The following is a 13719-nucleotide window of genomic DNA, read 5'->3' on the forward strand; positions in this document are numbered from 1 at the left end:
CCAGGAGCAGGTACCCGGCACCCCGCACCCACCGCCACCGGACGGGCCCGCAAGTACCCCGACCGGGCCGGACTGGGCACCCGCACGGGAAACGCCCGCACCGCCCGCACCCGCCGAGCGGCCCGCCCGGCCGAGACCAGGCACGCGTACGCAACGCGCCCGCGCCGTTCGTCCAGGAACAGACGCCCGGCCGCGGGACACCGCGACCGGCGCGCCCGCGCCCGCGAGCGGCCCGCCCGGCCAGGATCGGGCACGCGTGCGCGAGGCGCCCGCGCCGCCCGTCCAGGAGCAAGCGCCCGAGGCACGGCCGCGGCGGCGTTCGATCGGCCGCAGAGCATGCCGACGCCCCCGGGACCGGCGGGGCAGCGCGTGTTCCGGCCGGGCCTGCGGTCGGGGATCGCGGTCGCGGCCGTCGCCACCCTCATCGTGGGCGGCGTCGCGTACCTGGTGAAGGGCGAGGGCATCCCGGGCGTGAGCACGGGGCCCGGTCCCGGCGCCGACGGCGCGACGGATGCGAGCGGCGCCTTCCCGGTGCAGGCCGCCCTCTACGACGGGCACGAGCAGGCCATCACGGGCGTCGCGGTCAGCGGGGAAACGGCGGTGACGGTCGGGAGCGAGACGGTCGACCGGCCACGCGGCCAGATCCTCGTGTCGGCGGACGGCGCGGACCAGTGGGCCGTCGCGGAGGTGCGGCGCGAGGGGGCGGCGAGCCCGTTCGACGTGCCGAGCGTCGTCGCCACGTCCGGCAAGGCGTGGGCGGCCCTCGGCACCGGCCCGGCGGGCGTGGCCGTGTGGACGAGCGGCGACGGCAGGACCTGGACGCACCGCGCGTCCCCGCAGGGCTTCGAGCAGGGCGACACCGTCGCCTCGCTGACCGCGACGCCGAGCGGTTTCGCGGCGGTGGGCGAGGGCGCGGACGGTCCGGCGCTCTGGACGTCCGCCGACGGCGAAACCTGGCGGCGCGCCGCCGCGAAGGAGGCGCCGATGAGCGTGGCGGCCACCGGCCGCGAGCTCGTCGTCCTCACCGAGACGGGCGAGTTGTGGCGGTCCGCCGACAACGGCGACACGTGGACGCGGGCCGAAGTGCCGCAGGCGGACGGCTCGTACGGGCGGGTCGTGGCGCTGACGAACGGCCCCGGCGGGGTGTTCGCGGCGCGCGAGGGCAAGAACGGCGACCGGCGCCGGGCCGTGATCTACCAGTCGACGGACGGCGTGGGCTGGACGCGCGCGAGCACCATCGACCGCCGCGACTACGAGAGTCTCGCCGCGCTGAACGGCACGTCCGAGAGCCTGACGGCGCTCATCCCGATCTCCGACGGGCGCCTCAACGTGCAGCGCAGCGACGACGGCGTGAAGTGGGATTCGGTCGAGCGGCTCGACGGCGGCGACGGCAAGAACGCGACGGCGTCGGCCGCGCTGCCCAAGGGCGTGCTGGTGGCGGGCACCCAGGCGAACGGCGCGTACCTCACGGCGCCCGGGGCACGGCACGGCGACATCGACCTCCTCGCCGTCCCCGGCGCCGTCACCCCCGACCGCACGCTCACCCGCCTGGTCTCCGCCGACGGGACGACGCTCGCCATCGGCAGCGGCGCGGGCGACGCGGCGGTGTGGTCCACGCGGGACGGCGAGTCGTGGACGCGCGCGGGCGGCGAGGGGCTCGGCGGTCGGGGCGTGCAGCGCCTCGCCGTCGCGGCGCACGGCCCGCAGGGCTGGGTGGCCGCGGGCGGCGGCCTGCTGGTCACGTCCCCCAACGGGGCCGCGTGGAGCCCGGCCGCGCCCCCGACCGCGGACCTCTCGGGTGCGGCGCACGGCAAGGCCGGGTACGTCGTCGTCGCACCGCCGGGCGACGCGCCCGCCGCCTGGCACTCCGCCGACCTCACCGCCTGGACGGAGGGCACCGGCGACCTCGGCGACGGGCGCATGCGCGACGTCGTCGCGACGACCGCCGGTTACGTCGCGGTCGGCGAGGCCGCCGCGAACGTCCCCGCCGCCTGGACGTCCGCGGACGGCAAGTCGTGGACGCCCGTGCAGCTCCCCGAGGGGGCGGGCGCCTTCACGAAGGTCGTCGCGCGCGGGGACGTGCTGGTCGCGACCGGCGACCGCAACGTCGTCGGGGTTTCGGCCGACGCCGGCAAGACGTGGGCGCTCAGCACCATCGAAGCGTCCAGTATCACCGCGTCCCTCGCGACGACCGGCGGCTTCGTCCTCACCGGCACCCCGGCGGGCGCCTCCGACGTCGCGCTGTGGACGTCCGCCGACGGCAAGTCCTGGCAGGTTCGGCGCCCCGAGGGCAACGGCCTGAACGGCGACGGCCCCCAGCGCCTCACCGGCCTGGCCGCCCTCGGCGACCGCCTCCTCGCGACCGGGACGAACGGCACGACCCCCACCCTGTGGCGCACCGACCTTCCGTGACGTCAGTCGCCGCCGCGCTCCCGGTCGGCCGCGGCGGCGCCGAGGATCATCTCGTGGACGACCCAGCGCGCGTTCTCCGACAGGTCGACGAGCGCCCGCAGCACCTCGGCCGGGATGGCGCCGTCCTCGACCTCCCGCCGCAGGGCCTTGAAGGTGAGGTCGTCCTCGATGGGGGCGGCCTCGATCGGGAATCCGAAGTAGCCGATCGGGACGCCGAAGAAGGTGGCGAGCGCGGTCAGCGTCTTCAGCTGCGGGTTCTCCTGCCGTCCGGTGCGCAGCTTCCACACCGTCGTGGAGGAGATGTCCTCGCCGGTGGCGCGGGCGATCGCCGAGGCGGTCTCGACGTTGTTGCGCGGCGGCCCGGCCTGCGCGGGCCACTGGTTGCGGATGAGCCATTCGACCTTGTCGGCGAGCGCCGCCCCCGGCGCGACGCCCCCGGCCCCCGTGTCGTTCAGCATCGTCAGGTCCTCCCCGTCTCGAATGCTCAACGACTTTAGTTGACCACAACCCACCTCGTCAGCCAAGGACACGCGGTAGTCACCCCGAAGTCTGCATCGCGGACCGTCCCTTCACCCGTCCACCCCGGATCCGAGGCGGAACTCCACAACGCCCCGGCCGCATCCGTACGGGTGCAGGCCATGGGAAGGCCGACGGCGGATCAGTCTCACCAGAAATCCCACGAATTGAAGCCGACGGGAGACTCCGCATATGCAGTCAGCGGGCGCGGGTGGCCGTTCTGCCACACATTGGCGGGGCATAACGCGAAATACTCGGCCGCGATGTGTAACGCTTTGAGGAAGATGCCGGACGGACGTCCACGAGGACGACGCACTGACCTGCAGAACAGATGGACGGACTTGTGGTTGAGGGTTTGTGGGAGTGAAGAGAAAGAAAGCGCTAGGAGCCTCCTTCGCCATCGTCCTCGCGCTGGCGATCACCGGGGTGGTTCTGGGGTTCGCCTGGCTCTACGCCGACTTGGGGGACCCGGACGACGGGTGGCCCGGCCCCGATGGGCCGCGAACGGTGAACACACCCTCGGAGATCTACCGGTCACCGTTCCCTTCGAGCGGTCCATGAGGAACCCGGATCATCCTTGACCGCGGAAACGGGAGGCGGAAGGCGCCTGCGTTCACCGGCCGGCGGCCAGCACCGCCGCGAGGCCTTCCTGTAGGTCCTTGACGAAATACTCGGGAACCTCCAGCGACGGGAAGTGTCCGCCGGTCTCGGGCTCCTTCCATCGGACGATCCGCCGGTACCGCTCCGCCGCCCAGGGGCGCGGGCATTTCTCGATGTCGCGAGGGTACATAGTGATCGCCGCCGGGACGTCGACCCGGAGTGCCGGGTCCATCGAGCTGTGACTTTCGTAATAGATGCGGGCCGACGACGCACCGGTGCGCGTCAGCCAGTACAGGGTGACGTCGTCAAGGATGCGGTCTCTGGAGATCGTCTCGAACGGGCTGTCTTCGGTATCCGACCACTCGGCGAACTTGTCGAGGATCCAGGCGAGAAGCCCGACCGGTGAGTCGACGAGCGAGTAGCCGATGGTCTGCGGCCGGGTCGCCTGCTGCTTCGCGTACGCCCCGTGGGGGCCCTCGTAGAAATCGCGGGTCTCCTCGGTCCACTTGCGTTCGACCGCGGTCAGCCCGTCGGTCGTCAACCCGGGCGGTGCGTCCGCGAACGTTGTGTGGATACCGAGAACGTGCTCCGGGAACCTGCCGCCGAGAACCGTGGTGATATTGCCTCCCCAGTCGCCGCCGTGGGCCGCGAACCGGCCGTAGCCGAGCCTTTCCATCAGTTCCACCCATGCGGCCGCGATCTTTTCGGTCCCCCATCCGGTGGCGGCCGGCTTGTCGCTGTAACCGAAGCCCGGCAGCGAGGGAACCACGACGTGGAACGCGGGCGCTTCCGCATCTTCCGGATCCGCCAGCTCGTCCACTGCATCGATGAACTCGGCGATGCTGCCCGGCCAGCCGTGCGTCAAGAGCAGAGGAGCGGCGTCCGCGCGGGCGGATCGGCGGTGCAGGAAGTGGATCCCCAGATCATCGATGGTCGTGCGGAACTGGCCGATGCGGTCGAGGCGCTCTTCGAACGACCGCCAGTCGTACCCGGTGCGCCAGTAGTCCACGACGTCGACGAGGTCGGCGAGCGGAACGCCCTGCCCCCATCGTCGGGGGCCGGGCGCGGCGCGATGGACCGTTTCGGGTTCCGGTAGCCGCGCCGCGGCCAGTCGTGCGCGCAGATCGTCGAGGTCGGCGTCGGTCGCGCGGGCTTCGAATGTGCGCACGTCGCTGCTCGGAGCGGGCATGAGACCTCCTTGGCCTTCGTGGAACCGACTGCGAACCGGCTTAGGCAGTTCTAGCACGCCTTCGCGTCGATGGAGAACCCGCTAAGGTGGTTCCATGAGTGCCCGGTTCCCCGATTTCCGTCTCGGCAACGTGCTGGCGACCAGCTTCACGGCGACCCTGACGGAGCGGTGCGGCGACGCCGTGGAGCGCATCCCCGTGCCGCGGCGACTCGTCGACTGGCTGGCCGTGAGCGGACTGGCCGTGGAGACCTGCACCCCCGCCCAGCTCGAACTCGCTCGGGAACTGAGGGAATCGATTCACGCCGCCGCGACGGCGACCGCACTCCGAGACGCTCTCCCCGTGCCCGCCGTCCAGGTCATCAACGACTGCAGCATTCAGGGGCGGGCCGCGGCCGTCCTGACGCCCGAGGGCGATCGCCGGTGGCGGCTCGGCTCGGCTTCCCGCGTAGAGGACGCGCTGGGCGTGATCGCCGCCGACGCGATCAGCATCATCGCGGGCGAACGAGACGGCAGAATGGCGCTGTGCGCATCGCCGACATGCAGGGCGGCCTTCTTCGACACCAGTCAGAGTCGCACCCGTAAATGGTGCGAGATGAACACGTGCGGGAATCGTCAGAAGAAGGCGCGCTTCAATGCGAACCGGCGCCAGAACGGGACTGCCGCACGGACGGATGTCGTCTGACCTGACCTGCCCGCCGCCCGGGCCTCGGTTCGCCGACATGTGGACGTGGCGGTCCGCCCACTAGTGTGCGGGGATGCCGTCCCCCTACGAAGGTCTCCTGGAGCACGCCGAGCGCTACCTCGGTCCGGTCACCCACGCCGAGCCGCCGGACGTGCTGGGGCACAACCGCGGTTTCGCGATCGGCTTCCACCGGCATCCCGAGCACGACATGGTGTCCGCGGCCAGCACCGGGCTCCGGTTCCAGGACCTGGAATTCCAGATTCCCGAGGAGATCGTGTGCTCCGCCCGTCCCGGCCAGGAACGGGAGGCGAGCTATCTCGTCCACCTCGCCGCCACGTTCGCTCTGAAGAACGGCACGGGGCACGGGCACAGGGGCGGATACCGGAATGCCGAGCCGCTGATCCCCGAGACCCGGATCTCCAGCATCGCCTATTCCGTGCACCCCCATCTGCCGGACGAGTTCGACCACTTCCGCGACGCCGACGGCGAGGCCGTGCTCAGGTTCGTCACGATCGTGCCGATGACCGACCCCGAGTTCCGCTTCGCCCTGGACTCGGGAGACGGTCTCAACAGCCTGATGGAGGTCTGGAAGCTCAACGGGACCGACCTGCTCGACCTTCACCGGGAGTCGACCGTCTGAGCCGCCGCACCGCCTGATCGGCCGCGACGGAGCGTGAACCAGGCGGTGGGCACGTCGTTCGTGCCGGGCGTGACGTCGGTCAGGGTCCAGTCCGCGAACCGGGTGCGGAGTTCGTCGGCGGTGACGCCGGAGATCGGGTCGTCGAACGCCTCGGGCCCGTATCCGAACATCAGCAGCCGGGCGCCGGGGGCCGCGCGGCGGGCGAGCCCGGCGGCGTAGGCGTCGCGGCGGTGCGGCGGGATGCCGCAGTAGCAGCTCAGGTCGAAGAACAGGTCGTACGGGCCGGGGACGTCGAGGTCGTCGAGCCGGGTGGCGTCCCCGCACAGGAGCCGGACGGTCGCGCCTGCCGCGTCCGCCTTGTCCCGTGCCCGCCGGACCGCGCGGTCGATCAGGTCGACGGCGACGACGTCCCACCCCCGGCGAGCCAGGTAGATCGCGTTCGTCCCGGTGCCGCAGCCGAGTTCGAGGGCGCGTCCGGGCGGCGGGGCGCCGTCCCCTTCCACCCGGTTCACCAGTTCGGGCGGTGTCACGCCCGTGTCCCACGGCGGCTTCCCGGCGGCGTAGTAGCCCTCCAGTTCGCGGCGGACGGCGTGCTCCTGAGCGGCGGCCTTCGGGTCGTCCATCGCCCCTCCATGTTTTTAGAGTTGAACTCTAGTGATGCTCTCTAGTTATAAGCTCGGATCATGGAGACCGTCAAGCGGCCGGACAAGCGCGCGGAGCGGTCGCGGCGCACCCGGGAGAAGGTCATCGAGGCGGCGCGGGAGCTGTTCGTCGCGCAGGGGTACGGGGCGACGAGCCTGCAGCAGGTCGCGGACCGGGCGGGCGTGGCCGTCCAGACCGTTTACTACGTCTTCTCGAACAAGCGCACGCTGTTCAAGGACGTCGTCGACACGTCCATCGCGGGCGACGCCGAGCCGGTCGCCACCATGGACCGCGCGTGGTTCCGGGACGCGTGCGCCGCGCCGACCGCGACCGCGCAGCTGCGGGCGCACGTTAGCGGCACCCTCGGAATTCTCGGCCGGGTCGCACCGATGATTCCGCTGATCGAGGCGGCCTCGGCCACCGATCCGGAGATCGCCGCGCAATGGCCCGGTGGCGGCGATCCGCGCCTCACCGTGCAGCGGGCCGCCGCCGAAGCGCTGGTCGGCAAGCCCGGTTTCCGGGCCGGCGTCTCCGTCGAGAGGGCCGCCGACGTGCTCTTCGGCCTGCTCAGCCCGCAGCTCTACCTGCTTTTCGTCGACGAACGGGGCTGGTCACCCGACGAGTGGGGCGACTGGGCCTACGCCACCCTGGCCGCCCAGCTCTGCGGCGATCCGCCCGGGGAGTGACGGCCGCGAACCATTCGTCCCACCGCGTCGTCCCATGGGGGAGATCAGGACGAGCGAGAACGACCGAACGGGGATGGCCATGACCGCGGAAACGACCGACGCTCCGTCCGCCTGCCCGCACTGCGGCGGCGGCGCGCCGATCCCGATCGTCTACGGGCTGCCGGGGCCGGATCTCTTCGAGGAGGCCGAACGCGGGGAGGTCGCCCTGGGCGGCTGCGTGGTGTGGGAGGGCCGTCCGCTCTGGCACTGCTCCGCGTGCGGGCACGGCTTCGGCGGCACGACCGAGGACGCGCGCAAAACCGGATGAAGCTCGCGCATCCGGCCCCCTAGGCTGTCGCGATGATCGAGTCAACGGGGTTCGGCGACGCCGTCGAGGTGGGGATCGCGGCGTTCTGCGGGGGCGCGGAGCCGCCGGGCGACGACGAGGTGTGGGAGCGGCTGACGGGGGCCGGTGTCGAGCCGTGGCTGGCCGAGCGGCTGCTGGTCTTCCTGCCGATGGCGTTCACGCGGCGGTTGCTGCCGGAGGTCGGGTTCCCCGGCGAGCTGACGGCCCCGGGCGGGTCGCTGAGCCTTCCGGACGAGCCGGTGTTCGTCGCCGCGCTGGCGCGGGCGCAGCGGGCCGACCGCGGCGAGATCGAACGGGTGGCGCCGCGCAGCGCCGAGTTCAACGCGATCAACAACGCGCTGAACGGCGGGTCGCGGCTGTCGGACCTGATGCTCGCCCCGGTCGCGCTGGCCGAGGACCTGGAGCCGGTCGGGCGGGGCGACGGCGGGATCCCTTCGGCGCGGGCCGTGTTCGAGGCGCTGCTGCGGGGGCACGGCGTGCCGCTCGACGGCGGGACGAAGGTCGACGCGCGGCTGTTCGTCCATCCCGCTCCGGCCGGGTACGTGATGGCGCAGGTCGACTTCGCCGTATCGCATCCGGCGCTGGCCGGGTCGTGGCTGGTGGAGAGCCTCGCCGGGCACGGCGCCACCTGGCGCGACGCGATCGGCGGGGCGGTGCGCAAGTTCGAGCGGGGTTCGCTGCATCCGATCGTCGAGGGCCTGCTGCGTCCGGGCGCCGCGCCCGACCAGGTGGAACGGGAGCGGTACGAGCATCCGGACGGCGCGTTCGAGGTGGTGACGGGCGCGCAGCTCACCATGTTCACCGACCGTCCGGTGCCGCCCGCCGGGCCGCTGCTCGACCGGCTGCTGGAGGCGCTGCGCGCGGAGCCGCTCGAACCGCGGGTGCACGGGCTGCGCCTGTTCGTCTCGTACCAGGACGGCGTGCCGCAGACCAACGAGGTGCTGCTGGACTCCGAGACGTGGCCCGGCGGGCAGGAGGTGGTCGCGGGCTTTCCCGCGCCGCTGCCGGACGGTCCGGTCGCGGTGCGGGTCTTCTGCCTGCTCGTGCCGCGCTGACGGGACGGGCGCCGGATCAGTGGTTCCGGCGGCGGCGGTGGTAGGCGTAGGTGACCGCGGCCAGCAGCGGCCCCCACAGCAGGAGCGGCAGGTAGCAGGCGTAGAAGATCGCGGCTTCCCAGCCGCCCCGCTGGGAGGGGAAGTCCGCGGACAGGGGTTCGCCTTGCAGGGTGAGCCCGGAGAACCCGGCCACGAAGGAATAGGTCCACAGCACCGTGAGGATCGCGGCGCCGAGGGCCGCGGGGACGATCGCGACCGGCGGCGGCACCGTCCGGCCGCGCAGCACCGGGATCCAGCGGGGGAACCGTTCCCCCCAGGCGGCGACGAGCCCGACGGCCGTGAACGCCACCAGTTCGGAGAAGATCGACAGGAAGACGACGTACAGCCGCTCGCCCGCCCCGACCGGGTCGTCGAAGCCCAACTGACCGCCGAACGCGAGCGGGAGCCGCCAGAGGCTCGACGGCAGCACGGTGAACGGGACGGCGTAGGCGGCGATCCGCGCCCAGCGCGGCACCCCGGGCACCGGGGCATGGGCGGCCCGCCACGCGGTACGCAGCCGTCCAGCGTTCATCGGGGCGTCGGTGAGCGCGGTCATGGTCCTCCTCCGGTCGGGCGGGTCCGGGCGGCCCGCTCCGTACCGAAGGTCGCAGCCGCGCGGGGCGCGAGTCCCCGCCCGCCGGGGTGAAGCCGCTCCCCCGCCCGGGGGAGATCGAGGGAAAAAACTCCCGGCCGGCACCGACCGGACGTCGTTCATAACCGAACGCTTACCGCCTGCATAGACCCGCGATATGAGGGAAGTTCACGTCCAAGCCCCCGGCATCCCAGAAGGGCGGGCACGGATCGTGAACCTCAGCGGTGTGTCCTGGCGTAAGAGTTCCCACAGCGGCCCGAACGGCGGAAACTGCGTCGAGCTGGCCTCACTCCCCGACGGCGTAGGCGTCCGCGACAGCAAGGATCCGGACGGCCCCGTGCTCCTCCTCGCGCCCGCCGCCCTGCGGGCCGCCCTGCGCACGCCGCCGCCGGCGAACCCCGGCTAGGACGCGCTGCGGACGAGGTCGCGGACGGCCTCGCTCATCGTCACCGGGTCGACCGCGCCGAGCGGCACCGTGCCGGTCGGCGCGTTCGCGGGGGCCGGGCCCGCCCACAGGGCGCCGATCGTCTGATCGTCGCCCTCGCCGTACATGTAGGCGTACAGGCCGGGGCTGAGGTCCGCGACGACGTACAGGCCCGCGGGATCGCGGCGGGCGAGCCATCCGCCGGCGAACCCGCCGTCGGCGTCGACGGACTCCCAGCGTCCCTGGGAGTGGCCCTTGGCCTTGCCGTACGGCAGGACGAGCCCCTCCACGCGGGCGAGCCGGTGCGCGGTCCGCTCGTCCTCGGTGAGCCGGTGGACGGCACGTCCGAGCTGCTCGAACGGCTGCAGGATCTCGTAGTCGGCGAACAGTTCGACCCACGCGTCGAGGTCGTCGAGCAGGACCGGGTGGGCGATCGCGACGCGGGCGTCCGGTGCGGGCGTGAACGGCTCGTCGGCGACGTCGGCGTACGTGCGGTCCTCGGCGACGCGGAACGCGGTCCCGGTGTCGGTGATCCACACCAGGCGGCGGACGATGTGTCCCAGCAGCGGGTGCTCGACGAACAGCGCACGGAAGTCGTCCGGCGACCAGCCACGCCGGTCGATCATGGCGAGTTCGAGTCGTCCGATCTCCTGGCCGGCGATCGTCCGCACGTCCTTCTTCAGGCCGGTGAACAGGGCGTGCGCGGCCGGGGCCAGGACCGGGTCGTCCTTGGGGCCGGGCTTGGGCGCGCTCTTGCGGATCTTCCCGTTCGGCTCCGCGACCAGGGGGACGAGCCGCTCGTCGAAGGTGACGGTGAAGCGGCGCGGGCCGTAGTCGAGGACGAGCGTGCCCGTCCCGTCCAGGCCGAAGTCCGGGACGGCGCGGTCGGCGAGGCCCTCGGGGGTGATGCCGCGCGCGGCGGCGATCTCGTCGATCTTCGCGGCGGCGCGGGCCCGGAGCCCCTTGGTCTTGCCGCGGCGGGTCAGCTCGAACAGGTGGGTGAGGGCGACGTCGGAGCCGATCCCGGCCAGGACGTCCAGCCCGGTGTTCGCGCGGGCCGCGCCGCCCTCGCTCGGCCAGATCCGGATCAGCGGGCCGAGCCGCCGCACCGTCGTGTCGTCCCCGATCAGGCCGAGCTGCGCCAGCGCCCAGTTGTGCTTGGTGGCCGCGCCGAGCGCGAACCAGCGCTGGAACAGCGCCCAGGAGAACTCCGCCAGCGAGTGCCGGTCGCAGAACGCGCGGACGGCCGCGATATCGGCGGACGCGGCGGACCCGGCGGCGGGCTTGGCGGCGAGCAGGCGCAGCAGGTTCCGCGTCGCGTCGGCGGGCAGCGCCCGGTCGCCGCCGCGGGTGCGGATCGGCGGAAGGAGGGCGGGGTCGGCCCAGTCCACCTTGGCGCTGCGGCCGGGCTTGCCCGCGAGGACGGACGGCAGGCCGCCCGCGTCCGGGACGGACGGACGCGGCCGCAGCTCCTCGGCGGCGCGTGCGGGCAGCTCCCCGACCAGTGCGGGGTCGCCGTACAGCAGCCCGCGCAGCACGCCCGCGACGCGCAGGCCCCGCGTCGTGCCGTCCTCGGCCAGCGGCGCGAGCGCCCGGACGGCCTGCACCGGGTGCCGTCCGGCCGCCTCCACCAGCGCGGCGGGCATGTCCTTCTCGCCGAAGCCGTCGAGCAGGGTGGGGAAGAGCCGCTCGTCGGGGATCTCCAGCAGCGCCCGCACGAGGAGCGGGCGCGTCTCGTCGGCGTCGTTGCGGAAACGCCGCCGGAGCGCCTGGTCGAGCAGCGGGAAGGCGTCCGCGCCCAGCCCGTCGAGCAGCGTCCCGACCATGGCCGGGGACACCGTGATCCAGCCGACCCGGCCGATCCGCTCGACGTGCGCGGCGCCGGACAGCGACGCGAGGACGTGGTCGTAGCGGAGGACCTGGCGATGGCCGGAGTCGTCGAGGTCCTTGAGGGACTCGTCCGTCCAGGCCGTCTCGGTGGGGACGAGGTAGGAGACCGCGCGGCGGCGGCGGGCGTCGCCGCGATGGGCCGCCAGGCGTGCGACGGCGTCGCGGTACTCGTCCTCGGGAGCCGCCGCGAGCAGCGCGCGGAGCCGCTCGACCACCGCGCCGCCGTCCTCGCCCTCGGCGACCCACCTGCCCAGCGGGAAGGCGTCGGCGTCCGTCATGCGCCGGATCTCGCCGCGCCACCCCGCGGGCCGATCGGAGCCGGTGTGGGCGACGAAGGCCCCGACGGCGACGCCGGTGCCCGAGCCGCGCGTCGCCCGCACCGGCACCGGGCCGAGTTCGACGGACACCGCCTCGGTGACCGCGCAGGCGGCGAACGCGAGGCCGTGCTCCAGCACCCAGGCGTCCAGGAACGCCCCGCCGGCGGTGCGGTCGAGGTACTTCACCGCGACGGCGGCGACGGCCGCCGCGCCCACCGGGTCGGGTTCCCCGTCCAGCCACGCCCGGACGGCCTTGCCGAGCACGGGATCGGTGCGCTCGTGCTCCGCCGTCTCCACCGCGATCGGACGCGCCGCGACCGCCAGCTCGCGCGCCCGCCGCGCGGCGTCCTCGTCCGGAACGACCGTCCGCCCGGCGACCCCGCCGCGCCGGGGATGGATGTGCTCGCGCCACTCGACCGGGATGCCCACCGTCTCGTCCATGGCACCGGAACCTAACGGTGCGGACGGACATTCACGGCCATGCCCGCCTACCGCGCATAGGATCGTCGACGTGGACGAAACGATCATCACGGTCCGCGGGCTCGACGTCGAACTGGGCGGCAGGCCCGTCCTGCGCGGCCTCGACTTCGACGTGCACCCCGGCCGCCTCGTCTCCGTCCTCGGGACGAACGGCTCCGGGAAGTCGACGCTGCTGCGCTGCCTCGCGGGCCTGCAGTCCCCCACCGCCGGGGACGTGACCGTCCTCGGACGGCCGCCGGAGGACGGGCCCGCGTTCTGGCGCGACGTCGTCTTCGCCGCCGACGAACCGGCCTGGTACCCGGGGCTGTCGGTGCGCGAGCACATCGACCTGATGGGGACCGTCTACGGCACGTCCCGGCTCGGCACCGGCGCGGTGCTCGACCTGTTCGAGCTGGCCGGACGGAACGACGCGACGCCGCTGCAGCTCTCGACCGGCCAGCGGCAGCGGCTCTCCCTCGCGATGGCGCTCGTCCGGCCGAGCCGGCTGCTCCTCCTGGACGAGCCCGAGCGCGGCCTCGACAACGACTTCCTCGACCGGCTCCCGCCGGACATCCTCCACCCGTACCTGCGGGAAGGCGGGACCATCGTGATGGCGACCCACGACGACGACCTCGCCTGGGCCACCGACAGGCTGCGCCTGGAGGCCGCCTCGTGAGCGGCGCGCGGACGGTCCGCGGATACCTGCGGGTGCACGGCCGGACGTCCGCGGGCTGGACCGACTGGTACACGCGGGCGGCCGCCGCCCTGATCCTCGCGGTGTCGCTCGGCGGGTTCGCCCGCACCGCGCTGCCGTCCGCCGCCCGGGAGGCGGACCCGGCGCGGGCCGGAGCCGGGCTCGCGCTGATCGCGCTCGCCTACGCGGGGTTCCTGACCCTGGCCCGCCGGTTCGGGCCCGTCGCGCTCCCCGCCGCCGACGCGGCGTGGCTGGTGCTGTCGCCGCTCCCCCGCCGCGGCGTGCTCGCCCGGTCCGCCCCGCGCTCCTGCTGCTGCTCGCGGTCGCGGGCGGCACCGTCCTCGGGTTCGCGCTGTCCGCCGTCGTCGGCGCGGCCGACCCGGTGCGCCTGGCCGGAGCGGTGGTGCTGGGCGTCGCGGCGACGATCGGCGGAACGGCCGCGGCCGTGCTGGCCCAGGCGTCCACGCACTGGGACGCCTGGCTGCAGGCGATGATCGACCGCAGTGGCGTCGTGGCGCTGCTGGCGGTCGGCCCGG

13 protein-coding genes and 1 pseudogene are annotated in these 13719 nt (G+C 73.5%); 9 read left to right on the plus strand and 5 right to left on the minus strand.

The genetic code is table 11. The features are described from left to right. The first annotated feature begins 336 nt into the window (after positions 1-336). Entirely contained in the window at positions 337-2412 is a 2076-nt protein-coding gene (locus BJF79_RS17475; RefSeq protein WP_143219992.1) for a hypothetical protein, read from the plus strand. A gap of 2 nt (positions 2413-2414) precedes the next feature. Here BJF79_RS17475 and BJF79_RS17480 read toward each other — a convergent pair whose 3' ends face one another. Then, complete coding sequence (locus BJF79_RS17480) at positions 2415-2870, minus strand: helix-turn-helix domain-containing protein (RefSeq protein WP_075898787.1); 456 nt, start codon at positions 2868-2870, stop codon at positions 2415-2417. A gap of 671 nt (positions 2871-3541) precedes the next feature. Next, positions 3542-4717, minus strand: a complete 1176-nt coding sequence (locus tag BJF79_RS17485; RefSeq protein WP_075898789.1) for an epoxide hydrolase family protein — start codon at positions 4715-4717, stop codon at positions 3542-3544. Positions 4718-4811: 94 nt separating this feature from the next. Between BJF79_RS17485 and BJF79_RS17490 the strand changes: the two genes are divergently transcribed. Both BJF79_RS17490 and BJF79_RS17495 read left to right on the plus strand, forming a co-directional pair. Next, positions 4812-5399, plus strand: coding sequence for a CGNR zinc finger domain-containing protein (locus BJF79_RS17490; RefSeq protein ID WP_075898791.1), 588 nt, complete (start codon positions 4812-4814; stop codon positions 5397-5399). Positions 5400-5472: 73 nt separating this feature from the next. Continuing rightward, positions 5473-6039, plus strand: coding sequence for a suppressor of fused domain protein (locus BJF79_RS17495; RefSeq protein WP_075898793.1), 567 nt, complete (start codon positions 5473-5475; stop codon positions 6037-6039). On the opposite strand, the gene BJF79_RS17500 is transcribed toward BJF79_RS17495, so the two are convergent. After that, positions 6018-6662: a class I SAM-dependent methyltransferase gene (locus BJF79_RS17500; protein ID WP_075898795.1), complete on the minus strand. Its 645-nt coding sequence runs from the start codon at positions 6660-6662 to the stop codon at positions 6018-6020. The genes BJF79_RS17495 and BJF79_RS17500 overlap by 22 nt on opposite strands. A gap of 60 nt (positions 6663-6722) precedes the next feature. Between BJF79_RS17500 and BJF79_RS17505 the strand changes: the two genes are divergently transcribed. The 3 genes from BJF79_RS17505 to BJF79_RS17515 all read left to right on the plus strand — a co-directional run bounded on the left by BJF79_RS17505 (position 6723) and on the right by BJF79_RS17515 (position 8768). After that, positions 6723-7367 carry a TetR/AcrR family transcriptional regulator gene (locus BJF79_RS17505; RefSeq protein WP_075898797.1) on the plus strand — a complete coding sequence of 215 codons (645 nt, stop codon included), beginning with the start codon at positions 6723-6725 and terminating at the stop codon, positions 7365-7367. Positions 7368-7446: 79 nt separating this feature from the next. Beyond that, a complete protein-coding gene (locus tag BJF79_RS17510; protein WP_075898808.1) occupies positions 7447-7674 on the plus strand; it encodes a hypothetical protein in 228 nt (75 codons plus the stop codon). A 32-nt stretch (positions 7675-7706) separates the two neighbouring features. Continuing rightward, the gene (locus BJF79_RS17515) at positions 7707-8768 is read left to right on the plus strand and encodes a DUF6348 family protein (RefSeq protein WP_075898799.1); all 1062 of its coding nucleotides are present in this window, start codon (positions 7707-7709) and stop codon (positions 8766-8768) included. A gap of 16 nt (positions 8769-8784) precedes the next feature. Here BJF79_RS17515 and BJF79_RS17520 read toward each other — a convergent pair whose 3' ends face one another. Next, the gene (locus tag BJF79_RS17520) at positions 8785-9363 is read right to left on the minus strand and encodes a hypothetical protein (protein WP_075898800.1); all 579 of its coding nucleotides are present in this window, start codon (positions 9361-9363) and stop codon (positions 8785-8787) included. A 247-nt stretch (positions 9364-9610) separates the two neighbouring features. Between BJF79_RS17520 and BJF79_RS17525 the strand changes: the two genes are divergently transcribed. Next, positions 9611-9805, plus strand: a complete 195-nt coding sequence (locus tag BJF79_RS17525; protein ID WP_083733536.1) for a DUF397 domain-containing protein — start codon at positions 9611-9613, stop codon at positions 9803-9805. On the opposite strand, the gene BJF79_RS17530 is transcribed toward BJF79_RS17525, so the two are convergent. Beyond that, complete coding sequence (locus tag BJF79_RS17530) at positions 9802-12471, minus strand: DUF4132 domain-containing protein (protein ID WP_075898804.1); 2670 nt, start codon at positions 12469-12471, stop codon at positions 9802-9804. The genes BJF79_RS17525 and BJF79_RS17530 overlap by 4 nt on opposite strands. Positions 12472-12541: 70 nt before the next feature. On the opposite strand from BJF79_RS17530, the gene BJF79_RS17535 reads away from it, so the two are divergent. Then, positions 12542-13165, plus strand: coding sequence for an ABC transporter ATP-binding protein (locus BJF79_RS17535; RefSeq protein ID WP_075898806.1), 624 nt, complete (start codon positions 12542-12544; stop codon positions 13163-13165). 265 nt (positions 13166-13430) lie between these two features. Then, a pseudogene (locus tag BJF79_RS60475) lies at positions 13431-13719 on the plus strand (hypothetical protein); the annotation flags it as partial.

It is taken from the genome of Actinomadura sp. CNU-125, from assembly GCF_001942465.1.
Taxonomy (GTDB): Bacteria; Actinomycetota; Actinomycetes; order Streptosporangiales; family Streptosporangiaceae; genus Spirillospora.

Coding starts and splice junctions, on each gene's coding strand:
- BJF79_RS17500 (WP_075898795.1), bottom strand. CDS start 6,662: ATGGACGACCCGAAGGCCGCCGCTCAGGAGCACGCCGTCCGCCGCGAA.
- BJF79_RS17475 (WP_143219992.1), top strand. CDS start 337: ATGCCGACGCCCCCGGGACCGGCGGGGCAGCGCGTGTTCCGGCCGGGC.
- BJF79_RS17530 (WP_075898804.1), bottom strand. CDS start 12,471: ATGGACGAGACGGTGGGCATCCCGGTCGAGTGGCGCGAGCACATCCAT.
- BJF79_RS17505 (WP_075898797.1), top strand. CDS start 6,723: ATGGAGACCGTCAAGCGGCCGGACAAGCGCGCGGAGCGGTCGCGGCGC.
- BJF79_RS17485 (WP_075898789.1), bottom strand. CDS start 4,717: ATGCCCGCTCCGAGCAGCGACGTGCGCACATTCGAAGCCCGCGCGACC.
- BJF79_RS17520 (WP_075898800.1), bottom strand. CDS start 9,363: ATGACCGCGCTCACCGACGCCCCGATGAACGCTGGACGGCTGCGTACC.
- BJF79_RS17480 (WP_075898787.1), bottom strand. CDS start 2,870: ATGCTGAACGACACGGGGGCCGGGGGCGTCGCGCCGGGGGCGGCGCTC.
- BJF79_RS17490 (WP_075898791.1), top strand. CDS start 4,812: ATGAGTGCCCGGTTCCCCGATTTCCGTCTCGGCAACGTGCTGGCGACC.
- BJF79_RS17495 (WP_075898793.1), top strand. CDS start 5,473: ATGCCGTCCCCCTACGAAGGTCTCCTGGAGCACGCCGAGCGCTACCTC.
- BJF79_RS17515 (WP_075898799.1), top strand. CDS start 7,707: ATGATCGAGTCAACGGGGTTCGGCGACGCCGTCGAGGTGGGGATCGCG.
- BJF79_RS17510 (WP_075898808.1), top strand. CDS start 7,447: ATGACCGCGGAAACGACCGACGCTCCGTCCGCCTGCCCGCACTGCGGC.